This is a genomic window from Burkholderia sp. BCC1047 (assembly GCF_902833155.1).
GTDB lineage: Bacteria > Pseudomonadota > Gammaproteobacteria > Burkholderiales > Burkholderiaceae > Burkholderia > Burkholderia sola.
The window spans coordinates 107,780-130,111 of the sequence record NZ_CADFEH010000018.1; the positions used below are offsets into that span (position 1 = coordinate 107,780).

At 67.8% G+C, this 22,332-nt stretch carries 20 protein-coding genes; 7 read left to right on the forward strand and 13 right to left on the reverse strand.

What is annotated here, in order from left to right:
* Nucleotides 1-107: 107 nt before the first annotated feature.
* The 13 genes from HWX55_RS19550 to HWX55_RS19610 all read right to left on the reverse strand — a co-directional run bounded on the left by HWX55_RS19550 (nt 108) and on the right by HWX55_RS19610 (nt 14,584).
* Nucleotides 108-779, reverse strand: coding sequence for a c-type cytochrome (locus HWX55_RS19550; RefSeq protein ID WP_175976932.1), 672 nt, complete (start codon nt 777-779; stop codon nt 108-110).
* Nucleotides 780-2,264 carry an FAD-dependent oxidoreductase gene (locus HWX55_RS19555; protein WP_175976933.1) on the reverse strand — a complete coding sequence of 495 codons (1,485 nt, stop codon included), beginning with the start codon at nt 2,262-2,264 and terminating at the stop codon, nt 780-782.
* A gap of 43 nt (nt 2,265-2,307) precedes the next feature.
* Nucleotides 2,308-3,276: a YCF48-related protein gene (locus tag HWX55_RS19560; protein ID WP_175976934.1), complete on the reverse strand. Its 969-nt coding sequence runs from the start codon at nt 3,274-3,276 to the stop codon at nt 2,308-2,310.
* Between the two features lie 34 nt (nt 3,277-3,310).
* On the reverse strand, nt 3,311-3,589 hold the full coding sequence (locus tag HWX55_RS19565) for a hypothetical protein (RefSeq protein ID WP_175976935.1): 279 nt from the start codon (nt 3,587-3,589) through the stop codon (nt 3,311-3,313).
* 31 nt (nt 3,590-3,620) lie between these two features.
* The gene (locus tag HWX55_RS19570; protein ID WP_175976936.1) at nt 3,621-5,981 is read right to left on the reverse strand and encodes an efflux RND transporter permease subunit; all 2,361 of its coding nucleotides are present in this window, start codon (nt 5,979-5,981) and stop codon (nt 3,621-3,623) included.
* Between the two features lie 49 nt (nt 5,982-6,030).
* Nucleotides 6,031-7,875 carry a DUF1302 domain-containing protein gene (locus tag HWX55_RS19575; protein ID WP_175976937.1) on the reverse strand — a complete coding sequence of 615 codons (1,845 nt, stop codon included), beginning with the start codon at nt 7,873-7,875 and terminating at the stop codon, nt 6,031-6,033.
* Between the two features lie 78 nt (nt 7,876-7,953).
* Entirely contained in the window at nt 7,954-9,321 is a 1,368-nt protein-coding gene (locus tag HWX55_RS19580; RefSeq protein ID WP_175976938.1) for a DUF1329 domain-containing protein, read from the reverse strand.
* 213 nt (nt 9,322-9,534) lie between these two features.
* Nucleotides 9,535-9,948, reverse strand: a complete 414-nt coding sequence (locus HWX55_RS19585; RefSeq protein ID WP_060410669.1) for a RidA family protein — start codon at nt 9,946-9,948, stop codon at nt 9,535-9,537.
* Between the two features lie 16 nt (nt 9,949-9,964).
* A complete protein-coding gene (locus HWX55_RS19590) occupies nt 9,965-10,798 on the reverse strand; it encodes a phytanoyl-CoA dioxygenase family protein (protein ID WP_175976939.1) in 834 nt (277 codons plus the stop codon).
* Nucleotides 10,799-11,043: 245 nt separating this feature from the next.
* The gene (locus HWX55_RS19595; RefSeq protein WP_175976940.1) at nt 11,044-11,646 is read right to left on the reverse strand and encodes a TetR/AcrR family transcriptional regulator; all 603 of its coding nucleotides are present in this window, start codon (nt 11,644-11,646) and stop codon (nt 11,044-11,046) included.
* A 73-nt stretch (nt 11,647-11,719) separates the two neighbouring features.
* Nucleotides 11,720-12,394: a hypothetical protein gene (locus HWX55_RS19600; RefSeq protein ID WP_175976941.1), complete on the reverse strand. Its 675-nt coding sequence runs from the start codon at nt 12,392-12,394 to the stop codon at nt 11,720-11,722.
* A 35-nt stretch (nt 12,395-12,429) separates the two neighbouring features.
* Complete coding sequence (locus HWX55_RS19605) at nt 12,430-13,089, reverse strand: c-type cytochrome (protein ID WP_175976942.1); 660 nt, start codon at nt 13,087-13,089, stop codon at nt 12,430-12,432.
* A gap of 10 nt (nt 13,090-13,099) precedes the next feature.
* Nucleotides 13,100-14,584: an FAD-dependent oxidoreductase gene (locus HWX55_RS19610; protein WP_175976943.1), complete on the reverse strand. Its 1,485-nt coding sequence runs from the start codon at nt 14,582-14,584 to the stop codon at nt 13,100-13,102.
* 440 nt (nt 14,585-15,024) lie between these two features.
* Between HWX55_RS19610 and HWX55_RS19615 the strand changes: the two genes are divergently transcribed.
* The 7 genes from HWX55_RS19615 (at nt 15,025) to ugpC (ending at nt 22,308) form a co-directional block, all read left to right on the forward strand.
* Entirely contained in the window at nt 15,025-15,762 is a 738-nt protein-coding gene (locus HWX55_RS19615) for a response regulator (RefSeq protein WP_050017144.1), read from the forward strand.
* Entirely contained in the window at nt 15,759-16,844 is a 1,086-nt protein-coding gene (locus tag HWX55_RS19620) for an ATP-binding protein (RefSeq protein ID WP_175976944.1), read from the forward strand. The genes HWX55_RS19615 and HWX55_RS19620 overlap by 4 nt, the downstream gene beginning before the upstream one ends.
* Before the next feature lie 189 nt (nt 16,845-17,033).
* On the forward strand, nt 17,034-18,308 hold the full coding sequence (locus tag HWX55_RS19625; protein WP_175976945.1) for a sugar ABC transporter substrate-binding protein: 1,275 nt from the start codon (nt 17,034-17,036) through the stop codon (nt 18,306-18,308).
* Complete coding sequence (locus tag HWX55_RS19630; RefSeq protein ID WP_244140603.1) at nt 18,292-19,251, forward strand: sugar ABC transporter permease; 960 nt, start codon at nt 18,292-18,294, stop codon at nt 19,249-19,251. The genes HWX55_RS19625 and HWX55_RS19630 overlap by 17 nt, the downstream gene beginning before the upstream one ends.
* Nucleotides 19,239-20,066: a carbohydrate ABC transporter permease gene (locus HWX55_RS19635; protein WP_175976946.1), complete on the forward strand. Its 828-nt coding sequence runs from the start codon at nt 19,239-19,241 to the stop codon at nt 20,064-20,066. The genes HWX55_RS19630 and HWX55_RS19635 overlap by 13 nt, the downstream gene beginning before the upstream one ends.
* A 10-nt stretch (nt 20,067-20,076) precedes the next feature.
* Nucleotides 20,077-21,111 carry an NAD(P)-dependent alcohol dehydrogenase gene (locus HWX55_RS19640; protein WP_175976947.1) on the forward strand — a complete coding sequence of 345 codons (1,035 nt, stop codon included), beginning with the start codon at nt 20,077-20,079 and terminating at the stop codon, nt 21,109-21,111.
* A gap of 3 nt (nt 21,112-21,114) precedes the next feature.
* Nucleotides 21,115-22,308, forward strand: coding sequence for a sn-glycerol-3-phosphate ABC transporter ATP-binding protein UgpC (ugpC, locus tag HWX55_RS19645; RefSeq protein ID WP_175976948.1), 1,194 nt, complete (start codon nt 21,115-21,117; stop codon nt 22,306-22,308).
* Nucleotides 22,309-22,332 lie beyond the last annotated feature (24 nt).

Below are 22,332 nucleotides of genomic sequence, written 5' to 3' on the forward strand. Positions count from 1 at the left end.
ATCCGGCGTGTTCTTTTGTAGAACACATTACCAATTTTAGGTCACTATGACAAAGTAAGGGATAAAGAAAAAGGCAGGGTATTCCCGGCCCTGACGCGTTTCGCGCATCACTTCGCCGCTCCGTCCGGCGCCAGGCCGGCCAGATAGTGCGCAACCGCACGCGTGTCGTCGCCCGACAACGTCGCGGCCAACGCGTTCATCGCGCCAGTCGGATCGTGCCGCTCGCCCGAGCGGAACGCCGCCAGTTGCGTCTCCAGGTAAAGCTGCCCCTGGCCAGCGAGGCGCGGCGCCGGATCCTTGCCTGTCAGCGCCGAGCCGTGACACGCACGGCAGCTTCGCGCCTCCACGAGCGCCATTCCCCGCTTGTCGAGCGCCGCGTCGGCCGGCACGGCCTCGTTACGCGCCGGCGCCTGTCGCGCGAAATAGGTCGCCAGCGCGTCGATCTTCGCGTCGTCGAGTTCGCGCGAAAGCGGCCCCATGTATGCGTTGCGGCGCTGGTCCGCGGCGAACGCGCGCAGTTGCGCGGCGATATACGTGGCCGGCTGGCCGGACAGCGACGGATACCACGCGTTCCGCGACTGCCCTTGCGCGCCGTGGCAGAAGACGCACGTCTCCTGCAGCTGCGACCACGCGCCGCCGTTGGCCTTGTCGGCTTCGCCGATCGCGGCCAGCGCTTTCTGGTAACGCATGCCGTCGACGAGATCCGGCCCGTACAGCACGCCTGCCGCCATCCCGCCCGCCAGCACCAGCGCGGCGCCGATCATCCAGGTTCGTTTCATTCAGGCCTCCCCGCCGCGGCCGGCCAGCTTGCCGAGCGCCTGCAGCGCCGCGCGGTGTCCGGAGCGCACCGCGCCGTCCATCGCACCGGCCCACAGGTCGGCCGTCTCGGTGCCCGACCAGATCAGCCGGCCGGCCGCCGGGCGCAGGAACCTGCCCCATTTCGTCCAGAAGCCGGGCGGCAACGGATGGATGCACTGCAGCGTCCACGGATCGACGCGGCCCCAGTCGTAGTCGTGGAACTGCGTCGGGTGCAGCGCCTTGTCGCCGAGCGCGCGCGCGAAGATGGCCGACAGCGTCCGTTCGGCGGCCTTCGGCTCGGCCGGCAGCGCGCCCGGCGCGACGAACGCGGCGAGCACGCCGACCGCGCCGTCCGGCGGCGAGTTGTCGTACGCCATGAACACCGGGCCGCCGACCTCGAAGATCTGTCCGTTGTAGCCGTCGTCGCGCCAGAACGGCCGGTCGTACACGTGCACGGTCTTGCGCATCGGCGCATTCGCCGGCCAGTTCCGCTGCAACTGCGCGCGGCCGTCCGGCAGCGGCGGATCGAACGCGATCTGCTGGCACAGCGCCGGATTGAGCGCGACGATCACGCGCCGCGCGCGCAGCACGCCGCGATCGGTCTGCACGTCGACGACGTCACGGTCCCAGCCCGAGATCTTGCGCACCGGGCAGGACAGTTGCACCTTCGCGCCGAGTTCGCTCGCCATCCGGAAGCTCAATACCTGCGAGCCGCCGACGAAGCGCGTTTCCTGTGCGCCGCCCTTGGTCGATTCGAGCTTCGCGTAATCGCAATCGGCGCTGTTGATCATCGACAGGTAGTGCAGCAGCCCGAGCTGCGCCGGCGCGCCGCCGAGCGACAGTTTCGCCGCGAGGCCGAGGAAGTAGCCGTCTTCATAGGTCACACCCTGCTTGAGCAGCCACTCGCCGTAGGTCAGCTTGTCGAGCTCCGCCGCGTGCTGCGCGGTCCACGGTTCGCGGGACGGCACGCCGCGCGCGAGTGCGCCGAGCTTCGCGCCGAGCGCGTCGTCGCCGCCCGAGCCGCCGTGGAAATCCTGGGCGACGCGCGCGTCGCCGGCCAGCACGACGGTCTTGCCCGCGTAATACGTCGGAAACGTATCGACGCCCAGTTCGCGGGCGAGATCGGCAATCGCCGTCTGCCCCGGGCCGATCCACTGGCCGCCGGCTTCGGACACCACGCCGTGCCCGAGGTCGTGGTTGTAGGTCCGCCCGCCGACGCGATCGCGCGCCTCGACCACGACGAACGATTCGCATCCGGCGCGCTTCAGGTCGCGCGCGGCGGTCAGGCCCGCGAGCCCGGCGCCGATGATGACGACATCGAACACGCCGCGATCCGCGGATGTCGATGCCGACGCCGTGCCTTCGGCGAACGACACCTCGCCGGCGGCGAGCGACGCGGCCCCCGCGGCCGCGACGCGCAATATTTGCCGCCGGGCCTTCATGTCCGGCTTGTCCTTGCGTTTCATTCCGAGTGCTCCATGCTTCCTCGTTTTTCTCGACGAATTCAATTCACGGCGCGGCCAGCACGCCGTCGTGCGAAAACAGCACCGGCTTGCCGCGCGTATCGATCAGCGCGGCGGTGAGCGTCGCGCGATCCGCGCGCTGCACGACGTCGAACGGGCCGCCGGCCACGCGCTGCGTCAGCACGAGGCCGTCCAGCCCGACGCCGGTCAGCCCGCCGCCGGTCGCGACGAGATCGGTGATCGAGCTGCGCGTGCCGGTGTGCTGTGCGGTCCACGTCGCGCCGCCGTCGCGGCTCTCGAACAGGCTGCCGAGCAGCCCGCCGACCACGATCCGGCCGTCCGGCATCGCGACGCCCGACCACAACGTGCCCTTGCCGCCCGTCGGCAGATAGGTCCAGTTCGCGCCGCCGTCGGCCGACTTCAGCACCATCCCCTGTTCGGACACGATGTAAAGCGCGTGTGCGGCGTCGGCGAACACGTGATAGAGATTGCGGTCGGCCTTGCCGCCGCCCGGCGGCTTCGGCAGCGTCGTGCGCGCCCACGTCTTGCCGCCGTCGTGCGTCTGCAGCATCAGCGACCACAGGCCGACGGCAATGCCGTCGCTCGCATTCGTGAACAGCACCGAGAACAGCGGCTGGTCGACCGACGTATCGAGCCGCTGCGTGGCCCACGTTTCGCCGCCGTCGTCGGTCGCGAGAATCGCGCCCCACTGGCCGACGGCCCAGCCGTGCTTCGCATCCGCGAACGACACGGTCGACAGCGTCGCCGCTACCGGCACGCGTTGCGCCTGCCGCCAGGTCTTGCCGTCGTCGTCGGACAGCAGCACGATGCCGTGCTCGCCGACCGCGACGATCCGCGATCCGGCGCGCGCCGCATCCATCAGCATCCGGTGCGTCGGCGCGGCCCACGCATGCGCGGGCTTCGCGGCCCAGGCCGCCACCGTGCCGTCCTGCGGTTGCGCGAAGGCCGCCGCGGCGGCGCACAGCGCGGTACAGGCAACGAGCGTCTTGATCATGGATGAACCTCCGTAGTGGTGGTGTGCGCGGGCATCAGTGGCTGAACAGCACCGACCAGCCCGCATGCGCGACGCCGAGCGCGATGACGGCGGGCTTGTCGGCACCCTGCGCGGCCGCCGCCTGACGGCCGGCGTCGCCGTCGTTCGACGACGGGGCCACGGCCGGCTCGTCGAAAGCGGCGTGGCGCACGCTGAGTCGTTGCGCGTCGGTCGCGAACGCGTGGGCCGGCGCCGGCTGTCGCGCTTCATGGAAGCGTGCAAACGCTGCCGCCGCCAAGCAAAGCACGCCGCAAATAGCGAGGGTCTTGACCATGACTGAATCTCCGTCGGAATGTGGGTCGGCGTCAGTGGCTGAACAGGCCCGGTGCGCGGGCCGGCTTGCGGCGCGGAAACCAGCGTTCGAGCACCGACGCGAGCGCGGGCAGCGCGGTCATCGCCATCACCAGGTTCACGATGAACATGAACGCGAGCAGCTTGCCCATGTCGGCCTGGAACTTGAGCGCCGAGAAGCTCCACGTCGCGACGCCGATCGCCAGCGTGATCGCGGTGAAGATCGTGGCCACGCCCACTTCGAGCATCGCGTGCTGCACGGCCTTCACGATGTCCTGCCCGCCCGCGAGATGCACCTGCAGCCGGTTATAGATGTAGAACGCGTAATCGACGCCGATACCCACCGCCAGCACCATCACCGGCAACGTCGCGACCGTCAGCCCGATCTGCAGCTCCTTCATGAACCAGTAGCCGATGAAGGTCGCGACCGACAGCGGCACGCAGCACGCGAGCATCGCGCGCCAGTCGCGGTAGGCCAGGAACACGAGCACCAGGATCGCCGCATACACGTAGAGCATCATCGGCAACTCGCTCTTCTCGACTTCGTCGTTCGTCGCGGCGAGCACGCCCGCGTTGCCCGCGGCCAGCCGCACCGTGATGCCCGGGAACGGATGCGACGCGCGGTATTGCTTCACGTCGTCGAGGATGCGGTTGATCGTTGTCGCCTTGTGATCGGTCAGGAACAGGTGCACGGCCGTCATCCCGCAGTCGCGGCTCATGAAGCCCTTCAGGCGCGACACGTCGACCGACACCGCGCCGTAGTTCTCGGCAGCGATCGGCACGACGTTCATCTTCGGGAAATCCTCGTTGTAGCCCTGGTTGTACGCGCGCAGCATCGCCGAGTACGACTGCACCGACACGACGCCCGGCTCGGTCTTCATCGCGGCCGAAAAGTCGTCCTCGTACAGGCCGACTGCCGGGTTGTCGCACGCGTTGCCGGTCGATTCGATCGCCACCGTCAGCCAGTCGAGACCCATGTCGTAGTTGCCGGCGATCGACGTCGCGTCGCGGTTGAAGCGCGCGTCCGCGCGCAACTCCGGCGCGCCCGGCTGCAGCGTGCCGATCACGCGATCGCGGCTTTGCCACGCGGCGAGCGCGAAGATCGCCACCGTCAGCGCGACCGTGACGCCCGCGTACTTCGGCTCCGCCACGCGGGCGAGCACGCGCAGCGGCTTCGCACGCTGCTGTGCGCGCTTCAGCGAATTGTCCGCGTAGGTTTTCGTGAAGTTGAAGCACGATGCCGCGACGGGCAGCAGGATCAGGTTCGTCACGATCTTGTACGCGACGCCGAGCGATGCGGTGATCGCCAGCTCGCGCACCATCGGGATCGGGATCAGCAACAGCGTGATGAACGACACGAACGCGGTAATCAGCGCGAGCACGCCCGGGATCAGCAGGCCGCTGAAGCTGTGGCGCGCGGCATCGAACGAACTCTGCCCGTGCGCGATCTCGCGGACGATGAAGTTCACCTGCTGCACGCCATGCGACACGCCAATCGCGAACACGAGGAACGGCACGAGCACTGCGAGCGGATCGAGGCCGAAGCCGAGCAGCTTCAGGGTGCCGAACTGCCACACGAGCGACGTGAGCGAGCACGCGACCAGCAGCACCGTGAAGCGCACCGAATGGCAGTACCAGTACACCGCGAGCGTGGTCAGCAGCAGCGCGACCGCGCAGAAGCCGAGCACGGCCGTCGCGCCGTCGGCGATATCGCCGATCTGCTTCGCGAAACCGATGATCTGGATCTCGTAGCCGGTATCCTCGAACGGCTTGCGGATCTTGTCTTCGAGCAGATGATTGAACGCGACGTAGTCGAGCACCTTGCCGGCGCTGTCGCGCTCGTTCAGCTCGGCCGTGATCATCGCGCTGTCCTCGCCGTGCGACACGAGGGTGCCGACGTAGCCGCCGAGCGTCGTCGCCCGGCGCACCCGCGCGACGATGTCGGGCGTCAACTGGTCGGGCGTGACCGTGCCGGGGATGATCGGTTCGGCGCGAAACCCTTCGTCGGTCACTTCGTTGACGAACGCGTTCGGCGTCCACAACGAGCGCACGCCGATCCGGTCGACGTTCGGCAGGTACGTGACGGCCTGCGTGACGTCGTACAGCCGCGTCAGCCCCTGCTTCGACCAGATCGAGCCGTGCTTCGCGCGCACGACCACCGTGATCCGGTTCGCGCCGAGCAGGTCGTTCCGGTATTGCTGGAACGTGCGGATGTACTCGTGCCCGATCGGCATCTGCTTCTCGAACCCGGCATCCATGCGCAGTTGCACGGCGAACACGGCCATCGCGACCGTGAACAACGCGATCGCCGCGAGCACGATCGCGCGGTGACCGAAGAAAAGCCTTTCCAGGCGACTGACCAGACGATTGAGCACGACGTTACCCCTTCATGTATTGGGGTGGCCCACCTGCCACCCGCCGCCGTCAGAAATTCCGCGTGACGAACAAGCCGACGAAATTGCGGTCCGCATAAGGCTGGCCCACCGTGTTGTGACCGCCCCAGAACGAAGTGAAGTTGATGCCGGCCTGCCAGTTCGGCGGGTTCTGGTTGAACAGCACGTAGACGTTCAGCGACTTCGCACCCTGCATGTAGTTCGCTGTGAAGGTCGGCGTGTAGCCGTACAGGCCAGTGCTGAAGGTCACGCCCGGCGTGACCTGCCAGCCGGGAATCAGCGAGCCGTCATAGGTCCAGTTGAAGTCGATCGTCGCGCCCACCGAACTCGACGTACCCTGGCCCATCCCGATCGGATAGCCGGCCGCAGACCCGTTGTTCAGCCACGGCAGGTAGCCGGTTTGCGGCACCTGGGTGACGGTCTGCCCGTCGACCGTGCGCGTCACGCCGCTCGACTTCAGCCCCGGGTAGTAGATCCACGTCAGTTCCCACGTCAGCGCGGCCGAATCGGCGCCGAGCAGCTTCAGGAACGGATACTCGCTGCGCGTGAGCGCGAGCAGCCCGTTGATGTCGTACTGGAACTTCTTCTTGTCGACCCATTGCGGGCAATTCACGCCGGCCACGCCGTTCGTGTTCAGGTCGAGCGGACCGCCCGCGCCGTAGCAGCTCGACAGCGCGACCGCGTCGCGCGGCCGGTACGACAGTTCGGTGCCGATCGCCCACGGGCCGACGCCGAAGTTCGCGCTGACGCCGAACAGCTGGCGCCGGCCGAGATACGACCATTGCTCGGTGCCGTTCGCGAGCGACGCGAGCACCGGCGACTTGTCGGTGTAGTTCAGGTAGTAGAACGCGAAGTTCGCGTCGAACGAGCGCGGCGCATAGTTGAACTTCACGCCGAACTGCGGCCGGTATTTCGCCGGCAGGTTCGTCGTGCTCGGCAGGCCGATGTCGTTGAACGGCGGTCCGGCGTACGCGCCGTTCACGAGCCCGTTCTTGATCGCGTTGAGCGTGTCCTGGTTGCCGGCCGCGCCCGATCCGCCAATCGCGTTCGCGATCGTGCCGGCGCTCGGGCCGGTCACGTTCAGGTTGTTCGTGTTGATCGTGAACGGCTCCGCGCCGCGGCCGAAACCGTTCGTCACCGACCAGTACGAGCCGACCGGCGGATAGCGGTTGCCGTTCCACTGGAACTGGTAGTACGCCTCGGTGCTGAACCCGTGCGACAGGTCGGCCGCCAGGCTCACCATCGGCGCCGGCAGCAGCGCCTGCTTGAGCTGCGAGCCGGGGATCAGCAGCTTCTGCGTGTCGATCGAGTTCGTCGCGTTGATGCCGCTCTGCGCGAACATGCTCTCGCCCCAGTTGATCACCTGGTTGCCGAGCCGCACGTGCGCGTTGCGCCCGCCGATCGTGAAATCCTTCTGCGCCCACAGGTCGAGCAGTTGCGCGTTGTAGACGACCTGCGCGGCCGCCGTGCTCGACAACGGCGTGCGGTTCGTGTTCTTGGCCATGAAGTCGTACATGCCGGTGCCGCGCACCATGAACTTCAGCCCTTCGCTCGGCATCTTCAGCAGCAGCTCGCTGGTCGCGCCGACGTAGGTGCTGAACGGCTGGCCCTTGCGGTAGTTCAGGTCACCGTTGTCCGCATAGCCCCACTGGTTGGTGTTCGCGCCCGCACCGCAGCCGAACGCGTTCGGGTCGCCGGTGAGCGAGCAACTCGGGTTTTTGGTCCGGATGCCGGCGCCCGCCGTCAGGTTCGTCACCCACGAACCCTGCACGGCACCGCCGCCCACCGTGAAGTCGTATGCATATGCGCTCGACGTCGCGGCGCCCGCCATCGCCACCGATACCGTAGCATTCCTGATCAATCTTGCCGGTTCCATGATCCACCTCCGCCCCTGTTCGATGCCGGCGCACGATCGTTGCGCGCGCCGGTCCTTGTATCCGTCAGCCGGTCGTCGTCAACGTTCGCTGACCGAGCGCAGCGATTCCGCCGTGTAGAAATCCTGCTTGAAGCGCGGATCGTCGGCCTGACCGAACCAGCGAATGTCCTTGCCCTGGCCGATCGACGATGCATCGAACACATAGCGGCCGTTGATCATGTCGTACTGCGCGAGCGGCTCGTTGTCGCAGGTGCCGCCGAGTTCCCACACCGGAATCGGGTAGCTTTCCCGCACCTTCCACAGCTTGCCCTGCGCGTCGTAGTCCTCGCCGACGAGCGCGAGCCAGCTGTCTTCGTCGAGATAGAACACCTTCTTCGACGCGACGTGTCGCGCGCTCGGCTTCAGCGTCGCCTCGACGACCCACACGCGATGCGTCTCGTAGCGACGGTTCGCGGCAGCGAGGCCGTCGGGCGTCGCGACGTCGTGCAGCTTGCTCTTGAACCGGTACATGCCAAACGCGTTGTACGGGACGAGCATTTCCTTCTTGCCGACCAGCTTCCAGTTGAACCGGTCGAGCGAGCCGTTGATCATGTTGGCCTCGTCGATCAGGTACTGGTTCTCGAAGCCGATCAGCGGCGCGTCGTGCGTATAGGCCGGCATGCGTCGCACGCGGCGCTGGCCCGGGAAGTAGTAGTAGGTTTCCGAGTCCTTGTTGAAGTACTGCCGCTGGACGAAGGCCTGCCCGGCCAGCGCGGCCGGCGAGTTCATCTGGAAGTAGACGGCGGCGCTCAACTGGTCGACGTCCTGCGGCGATGTCTTGCCGAGCTTGGCCGACGGGAAGAAGAACGTCTGCGGGCCGACCGCGTCGATCCATTCGCTGCCGCCGGGGCGCGGCGAAATACTCGTCGCAACCTGCGCCCATTCGACGCCCTCGCCGCGATAGCGCATCTCGTAGTTCAGGATCGCTTCGATGCCGCTCTTCGGTTGCGGAAACGGCACGCCCGGTAACGCGGCCGATGCGAGGTTTTCGCCGGTCGAATCCAGCTTCGCGGCCGTGAGGTTCGCCTTCGAGTTCTGCTCGGCGGCATCCGGCAACTGGCATTCGCGGTGGGACGGGTAGACGTCCATCCGGTAGCCCTTCTTCTGCTTGATCAGCGCGACCTGGCCGGGCGACAGCTTGTCCGCATACTTGTCGACGTTCGCCGCGTCGATCGAGTAGAGCGGCTTCTCGTTGCGGTGCTTCCAGAAATCGCCGCGCACCTTGCCCCACTCCCAGCCGGCGTCGGGCGACTGCTTGCCCGCATAGGCCGGCACCGCGCCGTCCTTGCTCGCCGAGCGGTCGGCGCCGGCCGGCGTCAGGTCGTCCGCCGCGACGGCGGTGCCGATCGCGACACATGCAGCGGCCGCGATCGCGGACGTGGTCCAGAAACGATGCTTCTTCATCATGGTTCTCCTTCGTGCTCCGCCTTCGCTCGCCCATCCCGGACGAAACGCGTTTGTTTCGATCGTCATCGTCAGCCGACGATGACGTCGCACCCTGATCGAGGCCGGCCGGGGTTCCGTCCGGCCGCCTGCCGCTTGACTGCCATCCCGGTATTTTTCTTCAGTACTGCGATCCATATGGAACGCAGATCCGATGCAAAACCCTCGTGCCTTCCGTCAGCCCTTGCCGGAACCGGCCACCGCCACCGCGCGGATCTCGACGCACAGCCCCGGCAACGCCAGTTGCGTGACACCGACCGCCGTCCACGACGGGTAGCGGTCGGGGAAATACACGTCCTTGACCGCCGCGAAGCCTTCGGTCTCGCGCTGCAGGTCCGTGTGGAAAGTCGTCAGTTCGACGACGTCGGCGAGGCTCGCGCCGGCTTCCTCGAGGATCATCTTCAGGCACTCGAACGCGATCCGCGCCTGCGCCTGCACGCCGTCGGCCGGCTGCATCTGCGCGTCGAGGCCGACCTGGCCCGACACCCAGATCGTGTCGCCGACGCGCGTCGCCGGCGAGAAGTGGTACGCGTCGTACCACGGCTGGAATGCGGCCGGCACGATCGATTGCCGCTTCGGGGTTGCTGTCATGATGCGTTCTCCCGGTTCAGACGAGTTGACGGAAACACGGCGCGCGGAACGGATCGCCGGCCTTCAGCCCGGCGAGTTCCTCGACGAACAGCACGCCGGCCGGCGTGAAACCCGAGCGGCTTTCATCGGGCAGCGGGCTGAACACCGCGTCGTCGCCGAAAAAGCGCAGCACGAGCGTATGGCGATCGGGGAAATCGGCGTCGACCGCGCCGCCGCCGTGCAGCACGCCCGGATGGAGCAGCAGCACGTCGCCCGGCTTCGTTTCCCACGACAGGATGTCGTACGCATCCGGCGCCGCGCGACGCTCGGCCTCGATGTTCGGCAGGCGCGGCCACACGTCGCCGCCGTGGAGCGGGTCGGTCGGATCCTCGGCGTTCTGGAACGTCGTGCCGTCATGCCGCACACCGTGATGCGAGCCGCGTACGATCTCCAGCGCATTGCGCTTCGGTACGTGCTCGAAGCTGATCCACGCGTTGCCGAAATGCATCCCCTGCCACGGCAGGTACGACGTGTCCTGATGCCACGGCGAGCGTGCGCTCTTGCCGCCGCCCTTCATGAACAGCTCCTCGGCGAAGTACCACACGTGCTTCGAGCCCCACAGGTCGGCGAACAGTTGCCCGAACGGCAGCGTGCCGACCAGCGCGTCGAGCCGTTCCTTCGCATACGGGTTCGCGTTGTCGTTGTGCGACTTGTATTCGGTGCCGTCGAGCAGCGTCGTCGCCATCGGGCCCGGATTCTCCATTCCCCAGTCGAACACCGCGCGGCATTGCGCGAGTTGTTCGTCGTCGAGCACCCCTTCGACGAGCACGGCTCCGTCCTCGAAAAACGCCTTTCGTTTCATTGCATCCATCGTCTATCTCCCGATTCGTTCAGCTACCACCGGCGACTCGTGCTTCACTGCCGGCCCATCAGTAGAACATGATGACTATGTTAGGTCATCATGACAAAAATAAAGAAAAGAAAAAGACGGGGTATTCCCTGTTTCGTCTGCATGATCGAACGTCCGTGGCCACCCGCCGCAGGTCCGTCATGACAATCGGCTTTCGGCCTTCATACAAACGCACGACAACGTGCGGCCGACGCGTCTTCGCGCCGTCATCCGCGCACGCGGTCGAACACCGTGTGCGTGATGAAGCCGACCAGCACCGCGTCGGCCAGCGCGTCGGCCGCGCCGTGCGGCTGCATGCCGTCGCACAGCGCGGTCAGGCCGAGCGCCAGCACCGGCGTGGGCAACCGCAGCGACACGCCGGCCCGCGCCGCATACGCGTCGATGCACGCGGCCGCGAGCGCCTGCCGGTCGCGCAGCAACGCGCCGAACCGCGCACGGAACTGTGGATCGCGCGCCGCCTGGAGCTGCGCGTCGACCCACATCAGGCGCGCTGCAGGCTCCGTCGTCCCCCTTCGCCAGTACGCGAGCATCGCGCGCTGCGCATCGTCGTCCGGATCATGCGAACCGACGATCCGCTGCAATGCGGCGGCAGCCGCGTCCCGATCGCGTCGCAGCAGCTCGAACAGCACGTCGGCCTTGCCGCGGAAGTTCGAGTAGAACGCGCCGCGCGTATACCCCGCAGCCGCTGCAATGTCCTCCACGCCCGCGGCCGCATATCCTTTTTCCGCGAAGATCGCGCGCGCCGCGTCGATCAGGCGTTCACGCGTCGCATCGCGCCGCTCGGCGCGAGTCAGGCGAACCGGGGCCATCCGCGCGCTCCGTGATCGCCGCGACCGGATCGGCAACCGGTGCAAACCGTCTTCTCTTCGTCAGTACAGCTATTCATTTCGGATACGACAACACACCGGCATCGGCCCGACTGCGCCCGTTCTCCCGCTCCAGTGCGCAATACGCGTAATAGAGCGCGACGGTCAGGTACGACCAGGTCAGCAGCGCCAGTACGTAGAAATTGAACACGACGTTGGTTTCCTCGCCCGGAATCTTGTAGAAGTCGTAGATGCACGCGATTGCCTGAGCAGCGACGAGCGCAAGCGTCGTCGTCAGCGCATGGAACGCGTGGCCGGCACGCACGAGCCGCCACACGAAACCGGCGAGATAGATCGACATCAGCGTCCACATCGCCACGTAGAAGTACGGCAGCGCGTGCTGCAATACGCCGGCCACGAGCGCGACCGTCCCGAGCGTCGCGAGCACGAACAGCGTCACGTCCTGCCGCATCGACGGCCGGTAGCCGTGCGTAACGGCCATCAGGCCGGCGACCGCGATCACCGGCATCCCGAACCCGCGCGAGAACGCGTCGAGAAAGTGCGAAATGAAGTACGACACCGGCGATTCGGTCGCGAAGAAGATCACGGCGTTGGACGCGGAGATCGTCACGATCCACCACTCGAGGCCGATCAGGAAGTTGCGCTTGCGCACGAACTTGAAGCCGTATACGCCAGTCGTCGCCGCGAGCGTCGCGCTGGAAAGACAAAGGACAAGTGATCTGTGATCCATGGTTCGAACTCCCGAGGTCGATTGCTGCCGTTGATTCACTGCCGGGCGGGGCTGACGCTCGCGAGATAGGTCGCCACCGCCGCCCGATCGTCCGCCGACATCGCCTGCGCGACGCGCTGCATCGTGCCGGTCGCCTCGCTGCGCGAACCCGTCTCGAACGCGTCGAGCTGCGCGAGCAGATAGTCGTAGCCCTGCCCGGCCAGACGCGGGAATTGCGCCTGTCCCGTCAGCCGTGCGCCGTGGCAGGCCGCGCACGCGCCGCCCGTCACCAGTTGCTCGCCTTTCGTGCGCAGCCGCGCATCCGGCTTGAAATAGCGGTTGTCCTGCGGCGCCTGCTTCGCGTAATAGCCGGCCAGACGGGTGATCTCGGCTTCGCTCATCGTCATCGCGAGCGGGCCCATCGTCGGGTTTGCGCGTTGCCCGCCCGCGAATGCGCGAAGCTGCGCGGCCACGTATTGCGCCGGCTGGCCGGCCAGGCTCGGATACGCCTGGCTGAGCGACGTGCCCTTCACGCCATGGCAGCCCATGCACGCGTCGGTCACGCGCGGCCACGGGCCGCCGTCGGCGTCGTCGGCTTGCGCGGCCGTATCGATATGGCGCTGCAGGCGATAGAAGCCGAGCAGCGTCGGGCCATAGAGCGCCAGCAATGCGCCGATCACCACGAGCGCCGCAACGAGCAGCATGCGTTTCTTCATCTTCGCTCTCCTAAGCACGACGCAGCGCATTGAGCACCTGAAGCGCGCTTTGGTGACCGGCGCGCACGGCGCCGTCCATGTAGCCGGCCCAGATGGTCGCGGTCTCGGTGCCCGACCAGATCAGGTTGCCGCACGGCGCGCGCAGCGCGTCGCCATGCGCGCTCCAGAAGCCGGGCGGGATCGCCGACACGCACGTGAGCGTCCACGGGTCGGCGAGCCCCCAGTCGCGATCGTGGTACGACACCGGCGCGCGCGCTTCGTCGCCCCACGCCTGCGCATAGAGATCCACGTGCATCTGCTTCGCGGCCTGCTGATCCGACGGCACCAGCGCGTTCCGGACGAACGCGTTGATCACGCCGATCTCACCGCCCGGCGGCGAATTGTCGTAAGCCCAGAACACCGGCCCGTCGGTCTGGAAGATGTGGCCGTTCAAGCCCTTGTCGCGCCAGAACGGGCGGCGGTAGACCATCGCCGTCTTGCGCGCCGGCGAATGGGCCGGCCATGCGCGCTGCAGCGCGACGCGCTTGTCGGGCAGCGGCGGGTCGAACTGCATCTGGTGGCACAGCGCCGGGTGAAGCGCCATCACGACCTTTTTCGCGCGCACCGTGCCGCGATCGGTTTCCAGCGTCACGACGTTACGATCCCAGCCGACGATCCGCCGCACCGGCGACGACAGCCGCACCTTGTCGCCCAGTTGCTGCGCCATCCGGATACTGAGGAGCTGCGAACCGCCGACGAAGCGGATTTCCTGCGCGCTGTGCTTGATCGAGTCGAGCTGCGCGTAATCGCAGTCGGCGGAGTTGATCATCGACAGGAAGTGCAACAGCCCCATCTTCGCCGGCGCGACGCCGCCCGACAGCGAGATCGACGCGTTCCAGCCCATCCGGTCTTCCGCCTTGATGCCCTGCGTCGCGAGCCAGTCGCCGACCGACAGGCGGTCGAGTTCGCCGGCCTTCGGCGACGTCCACGGCGCACCGGACGGCACGTCGCGCGACAGCCTGCTCAGCTTCGCCGCGACGGCCTCGTCGGTGCCGAAGGTGCCTTCCAGGTCGATTTCGGCGCGCCCGTCGCCGCCGAGAATCACCGTCTTGCCCGCGTAGTAGCTCGGGAACGTGCCGACTTCCAGCTCGCGGGCGAGATCGGCGACCGCCGTCTGGCCCGGGCCGATCCACTGGCCGCCGACTTCGGTCACGAAGCCGCCGCCCACGTCGTAGTTCAGCGTGCGGCCGCCCACGCGGTCGCGCGCCTCGAGCACGACGAAGGATTCGCAGCCCGCGTAGCGCAGGTCGCGCGCGGCCGTCAGGCCGGCCAGCCCGGCGCCGACGATCGCGACATCGAGTACGTCGCCGTCGTGGCCGGCGGCCGGCGCCGCATCGGCCTTCGCCCGCGTGCCGCCGAGTGCAAGACTGCCCGCCGCGACCGACGCGCCCGCGACCTTGAGCCACTGCCTGCGCTGCAGGTCGGCCGCCCCGCTGATGGATGACTTCCTGGACATGATCTGTGATTGACGCCTGCAATGGGCGCGAACGCCGGCCGCCCTGGCGGCAAGCGGCCATCGTTCGCGCGGAATCCGACGACGGGATGCGATCCCGATCCGCTTCACCTGCCACCGCCCGCCTGCCCCTGGCGGGGCGCGCGAATCCGGTTCGCATTCCTGCCTGTACGTGCGCCGTACCGCTCCATACCGATAAGGATTTTCCGGCGCCCTTAATTAGTACACGTTGCAAAAGATAGGTCATGATACATAAAACAGGATTGAAAAAAAAAGACAGGGTATTCCCCTGTCGGGCGGCACATTGCAGCGCTTCTGAAAGGTCGCGGAAAGACGGCGCATGCGACGGCGATCGCGCGGCCTCGCCCGTCTCCGTTCGGTTGCGCGGGCCGTACGGTAGTATGGCGATTCGATGGAACCCCGCTGAATCCGAACGAGTGGCCATGCCCGAATTTCCCTCATCTCCCGGCGCCGGCCAAGGCGCGCAAGCGCTCATCCTCATCGCCGAGGACGAACCCGAGATCGCCGAGATCCTGACCGCCTATTTCGCACGCAACGGCCTGCGCACCGTGCACGCCGCCGACGGCCGCCGCGCGCTCGAACTCCACCTGTCGCTGAAGCCGGACCTCGTGCTGCTCGACGTGCAGATGCCGCACGTCGACGGCTGGAAGGTGCTCGCCGAGATCCGCCACCGCGGCGACACGCCCGTCATCATGCTGACCGCGCTCGACCAGGACATCGACAAGCTGACCGGGCTGCGCATCGGCGCCGACGACTACGTGGTCAAGCCGTTCAACCCCGCCGAAGTCGTCGCGCGCGCGCAGGCGGTGCTGCGCCGGTCGATGGCCGGCTCGCGCCAGGAAGAGCAGCGCGTGCTGCGCGCCGCGCCGTTCGAGATCGATCTCGAGCACCACGAAGCGACGGTCGAAGTCGACGGCGCGCGCCACACGCTCGTGCTGACGCTCACCGAATTCAAGCTGCTCGCGCAACTCGCGCGTGCCCCGCGCCGCGTGTTCAGCCGCGCCGAGCTGATGGCGACCTGCCTTCCGGAAGGCGATGCGCTGGAGCGCACGGTCGACAGCCACGTCAGCAAGCTGCGCAAGAAACTCGACGATCTCGGCGTCGCGGGCGTGCCGGCCAGCGTGCGCGGCGTCGGCTACAAACTGTGGAGCGGCGAGTGAGACTCGATGGCCTGAGCCGCCAGATCGCGCTGACGATGGGCGCGATCGCGTTCGGCGTCACGGTGCTGATCGTCGTGACGGCCTACGCGTTCTACTACCTGCTGTACCAGTACTCGCCGGAGTCGTTCAAGCCGGAAAGCTGGCTCCCGAGCGGGCCGGAGTGGGTGTGGATCACCTCCACCACACTGGTCGGCCTGCTGATCGCGGTCATCGTCGCGATCAACCTGTCGCGCCGCATCCTCGTGCCGCTGAATTCGGTGACGGACAGCATCCGCCGCGTCGCGCGCGGCGATCTCGGCGCGCGCGCGGTCGCCGGCGACCGTTCGTTGAAGGAGGCAGCGCTCCTCGCCGACAACTTCAACGCGCTCGCGAGCGAGCTGCAGCGCGTGACCGACGAGCAAACCTTCTGGAACGCGGCGATCGCGCACGAGCTGCGCACGCCCGTGACCGTGCTGCGCGGCCGGCTGCAGGGGCTCGCCGAAGGCGTGTTCACGCCGAGCGACGCGCTGTACCGCAGCCTGCTCGCGCAGGTCGAAGGGCTGACGCGTCTGATCGAGGATCTGCGCGTGGTCAGCCTCGCCGACAGCGGCCACCTGAGCATCGAGATCCGCGACACCGATCTCGCCGCCGACGTGCGCGCGGTGGTCGACGTGTTCGCGCACGCGCTGCAGGCCGCCGGCCAGCATCCGGAACTCGATCTCGACCCGCGGCGCATGCGCTGCGACCCGGTCCGCATCCGCCAGGCGTTGCTCGCACTGCTGGAGAACGCGCGCCGCCATGCGGCGCCCGGCGCGATCCGGATCCAGACGCGCATCGAGGACGGCATGTGCCGGCTGCGCGTCGAGGACGACGGCCCCGGCATCCCGGCCGCGTTCGCGCCGCACGTGTTCCAGGCGTTCCGGCGCGTCGACGAGTCGCAACCGGGCGGCACCGGCCTCGGGCTCGCCGTCGTCGCGGCGATCGCACATGCGCATCGCGGCGAAGCGCTGTGCGAGCCGACCGGCGCGGGCGGCACGCTGTTCGAGGTGCGGTGGCCCGACGATCTCGTGCCGGCGCCCGACAGCGAGCGCTTCCCGGCGTAACGCGCGAGCCTCGCCGCTGTCGCGCGCGGTTTGCGCCCGACCACCACATTTTGTGCATCGCACGACCAACCCTGAGCAAAAAGTATCGGTTCCCGAACTCTTTTGATGTGGTGATCGCCTCGCCCGCGTCACACCATTGTTCCTGCCGTCATCGGCGGCATTCGAACAAGCAGAATCAAGGAGACACGGGTGAACAAGATGCGAATCGTCGCAGCCGGCGTGCTGCTCGGCGCCTGTCTGCCGGGCGTCGCGGCCGCGCAAACCTGCAAGGTGCCGACCCTCCGCGTGCTCGCGCAGAAGAGCCTCGGCCTGTCGGTGATGGAGAAATCGCTGGCCGACTACGAGAAGAAAAGCGGCACGAAGGTCGAGATCAGCTATTTCGGCGAAAACGACCGCCGCGCGAAATCGCGGCTCGACGCGTCGACTGGCGCGGGTTCCTATCAGATCTACTACGTCGACGAGGCGAACGTCGCCGAATTCGCGTCGGCCAACTGGATCGTGCCGCTCCTCAAGTACTACCCGAAGGACTACGACTACGACGACTTCCTGCCCGGCCGCCGCGCGGTCGCGAGCTACAACGGCGTCGCGTACTTCGCGCCGCTGATCGGCGGCGGCGACTTCCTGTTCTATCGCCGCGACCTGCTCGACGCCGCCCACATCCCGGTGCCGAAGACGCTCGACCAGCTCGTCGCCGCGATCAAGAAGCTGAACGCGCCGCCGAAGCTGTACGGCTGGGTCGCGCGCGGCCAGCGCGGCTCGGGGATGAACGTGTGGCGCTGGTCGCCGTTCATGCTCGGGATGGGCGGCACATGGACCGACAAGGGCGGCCAGCCCGCGTTCAATTCGCCGGGCGCGGTGAAGGCCACGCAGCTCTACAGCGACCTGTTCAAGTACGCGCCGCCGGGCTCGGCGACCTACGACTGGAGCAACGCGCTCGAAGCGTTCCGCTCGGGCAAGGTCGCGTTCATGATCGAATCGACGCCGTTCGCCGACTGGATGGAGGATACGAGCAAGTCGAGCGTGGCCGGCAAGGTCGGCTACACGCGGCCGCCCGCACCGCTGCCGTCGGCCGCGTATGGCCACGGCTTCGCGATCTCGGCGGTCGGCGCGAAGGACGACTGCACGCGGATGGCCGCCGGCCGCTTCATCGCATGGGCGACCAGCAAGGATCAGGAACAGGCGCGGCTGCGCAACGGCGTGTTCAGCGACTACAACCGCTCGAGCACGATCGGCAGCCCGTACTTCAAGCAGCACGTCGCGCCGCAGATCCAGGCCGGGCTGAACGACACGAACCCCGTCACGCAGGTGACGATCTGGCGTACGCCGCAGTGGCCGGATATCGGCGACAACCTCGGCATCGCGCTCGAACAGGTGTTCACCGGCACGCAGACGGATATCCGCGGCACGCTCGACGACGCGGACCAGTACGCGAAGGACGCGCTCGAACATGGCGCTCGCAAATGACGGCGCCGGCGGACGCGCGCTCGGCGTCCGCCCGGCCTCTCCCGCACCGTCGACCCGGCGCGGCCGCGCGCGCCGCGACCGCACGAGTCTGCCGTGGGTGTTCCTCGCGCCGACGCTCACGCTGCTCGCGGTCCTGAGCCTCGTCCCGACGATCGCCGCGATCAACCTCGCGTTGCGCAACCGCGTCCTGCGCTACCCGGACAGCGAATTCGTCGGCCTGCGCAACTTCGTGCGGCTCGCGTCGGACCGGCGCTTCCTGAACGCGATCGAGGTGTCGGTGCTGTGGGAGGTCGTCACGGTCGCGGGCGCGGTGCTGGTCGGCATCGCACTCGCGGTGTTCCTGTTCGAGCGCGTGCACGGCCGCTGGCGCCGCTTCGCGTCGCTGGTGCTGATCATGCCGGTGCTGCTGCCGCGCGTGTCGGCCGCGTTCATCTGGAAGTTCATGTATGCGCCGCTCACCGGCATCCTCAGCTGGCTGCTCGGCGCGCTCGGCGTCGAGCACACCGCGTTTCTCGCCGATCCGCATCTCGCGCTGTATGCGGTCGCGCTCGTCGACGTGTGGCAGTGGGGGCTGTTCTTCGCGGTCGTGATCCTGAAGCTGCTGGAGACGCTGCCGCCCGAGCCGCTCGAAGCCGCGCGGCTCGACTACGCGACGACGTGGCAGGTGCATGCGTACATCGCGCTGCCGATGCTGAAGGCGCCGCTCGTGAGCCTCGTGTTCATCAAGATGGTCGAGTCGCTGCGCTCGTTCGACCTGATCTACGTGATGACCAAGGGCGGCCCGGGCATCGCGACCGAAACGCTCGATCTCTATGCGTACCAGCAGGGCATCGGCCTCGCCGGCAAGGTGTCGTATGCGTCGGGCATGGCCGTGCTGATGATGGTCGCGACCACGCTCGTGTTCACGCTCATCTGGAAGAGGGTCAACAAATGGGACGACTGATGGCCCGGCGCGGTGCCGCCAATGTTTCCACCGCCGCGATCGCCGGCGCGATCCTGCTCGTCGCCGCGTTCCCGCTGTTCTGGGCCGTGCTCAATTCGCTCAAGCATCTGCTCGACATCGTCACGCCCGTGCCGCGCTTCTTCTTCACGCCGACGCTCGCGAACTACGAACAGGTGCTGTCGAGCCCCGAGGTGCTGATCGGGCTCGGCAACAGCATCGCGATCGTCGGCGCGGCCGTGCTGATCGGCGCGGTGCTCGGCGTGCCGGCCGCGTATGCGATCGCGCGCTACCCCGTACGCGGCAAGCGCGACATCCAGTTCTTCCTGCTGTCGCTGCGCTTCCTGCCGCCCGTCGCGGTCGCGCTGCCGCTGATCGCGATCTGGGTCGATCTCGGGCTGTACGACACGAAGCTGTCGATGATCGTCACGTACCTGCTCGTCACGCTGTCGACCATCACATGGCTGTCGATCCCCGTGTTTCGCCGGCTGCCGCGCGAGATCGAGGAAGCCGCCGCGCTCGACGGCTATGGCCCGTACGCGGTGTTCTGGCACATCGCGCTGCCGGTGTGCGCGAGCACGCTGCTCGGCGGCATCGTGTTCAGCTTCGTGCTGGTGTGGAACGAACTGATGATCGCGCTCGCGCTCACTTCGTCGCGCAGCGCGACGCTGCCGGTGGTCGCGTCCGCGTTCACGTCGCTCGGCCAGGAAGTGCCGTGGGGCGTGATCAACGCGTCGACGGTGCTGCTCGCGCTGCCGCCGCTCATATTCGTCGGCATGCTGAGCCGGCTGCTCAATTCGATCGTCAAGGGAAAATAAGGAGAACACGTTGAAAGCACTCGTCCTCGAACGTACGCGCGAACTCGCGCTGCGCGACATCGACCTGCCGCAGGCGGTCGGCCCCGGCGACGTCCGGATCAAGGTGCATACGGTCGGCGTCTGCGGCAGCGACGTGCATTACTACGTGCACGGCGGGATCGGCCCGTTCCGCGTCGACGCGCCGATGGTGCTCGGCCACGAGGCGTCCGGCACCGTCGTCGAGACCGGCGCCGCCGTCACGCACCTGCACGTCGGCGACCGCGTGTGCATGGAGCCGGGCGTGCCGCGCCTCGATTCGCCCGCGACGCTGCGCGGGCTCTACAACCTCGATCCCGACGTGCGCTTCTGGGCGACGCCGCCCATCCACGGCTGCCTGACGCCGTTCGTCGTGCATCCGGCCGCGTTCACGTACCGGTTGCCCGACAACGTGTCGTTCGCCGAAGGCGCGATCGTCGAGCCGCTGTCGATCGGCCTGCAGGCCGCGAAGAAGGCGGCGATGAAGCCGGGCGATCTCGCGGTCGTGATCGGCGCGGGCACGATCGGCGCGATGACGGCGCTCGCCGCGCTCGCCGGCGGCGCCGCGCGCGTGATACTCGCCGACGTCGTGCCGGACAAGCTCGCGCTGTTCGCCGACAACCCGGCCGTCACGACCGTCGACGTGCGTACGCGGCCGCTGGCCGACGCGGTGGCCGAGGCATCCGGCGGCTGGGGCGCGGACGTCGTGTTCGAGGCGAGCGGCAGCGCGAACGCGTATGCGGGCCTCGTCGACCTGATGTGCCCGGGCGGCTGCGCGGTGCTGATCGGGATGCCGGTCGCGCCGGTGCCGCTCGACGTGGTCGCGCTGCAGGCGAAGGAAGGCCGCATCGAATCGGTATTCCGCTACGCGAACATCTTTCCGCGCGCGCTCGCGCTGATCGCGTCCGGCGCGATCGACGTGAAGCCGTTCATCTCGCGCACGTTCCCGTTTTCCGAAGGCGTGCGCGCGTTCGAGGAAGCGGCGAGCGGACACCCGCGCGACGTCAAGATTCAGATCGAAATGGATTGAGCCATGGCCCGAATCGTCTGCCACGCATTATCGAAGCACTACGACGGCGGCCCCGCCGTGCTGCATCCGCTCGACCTCGAGATCGCCGACGGCGAATTCATCGTGCTGCTCGGCCCGTCCGGCTGCGGCAAGTCGACGATGCTGCGGATGATCGCGGGCCTCGAGGCGATCACCGGCGGCGAGCTCGTGATCGGCGACGCGGTCGTCAACGACCTGCCGTCGCGCGAGCGCAATGTCGCGATGGTGTTCCAGAACTACGCGCTGTATCCGCACATGACGGTGTACGACAACATCGCGTTCGGCCTGCGGCGGCTGAAGGTGCCGGCCGACGAGATCGACCGCCGCGTGCGCGACGTCGCGCGCATCCTGAGCCTCGACGCGCTGCTCGACCGCCGCCCGCGCGCGATGTCGGGCGGCCAGCAGCAGCGCGCGGCGATCGCGCGCGCGATGATCAAGACGCCCGCCGTGTTCCTGTTCGACGAGCCGCTGTCGAACCTCGACGCGAAGCTGCGCACGCAGTTGCGCGGCGACATCAAGCGGCTGCATCGGCAACTGAAGACGACCACGCTGTACGTCACGCACGATCAGCTCGAAGCGATGACGCTCGCCGATCGCGTCGTACTGATGCGCGGCGGCCACATCGAGCAGATCGGCACGCCGGCCGAGCTGTACGGCCAGCCGCACACGGTGTTCGCGGCCGGGTTCGTCGGCACGCCTGCGATGAACTTCGCGGACGGCACGATCGAGCGGGTCGGCGCGAACGTATGGGTCGACTGCAACGGCGCGCGCTGGCCGCTCGCGTCGTCGCGCTTCGCGGGGCTGCAGCACGGCCAGCAGGTCAAGGCCGCGATCCGACCGAATCACCTGCGGCTCGTCGCGGAACGCGATCCGCCCCCGGGCACCCTCGCGCTGACCGGTACGGTCGAGCTCGTCGAGCTGCTCGGCGCCGAGGCCCTCGTCACGCTGGACTGGCACGGCCAGCCGTGCGCGGCCCTCGTGCCGGCCCCGATGGCCCCGGCGCCGGGCGCCGTAGTAGCGTTTCGCTTCGACGAAGAAGCGCTGCATCTGTTCGACGCCGGCACCGAGCGCAACGTCACGCTGCCGGACGCGAATCCGATCGCGCACGCGGTGCCGCCGACGGCCGCGACGCGCGCCACGCCGCCTGCCGCGACGAGCTGGTCGATGTCCCGTCCGTAGCACGCCGGCACGCCCCGACGGAGC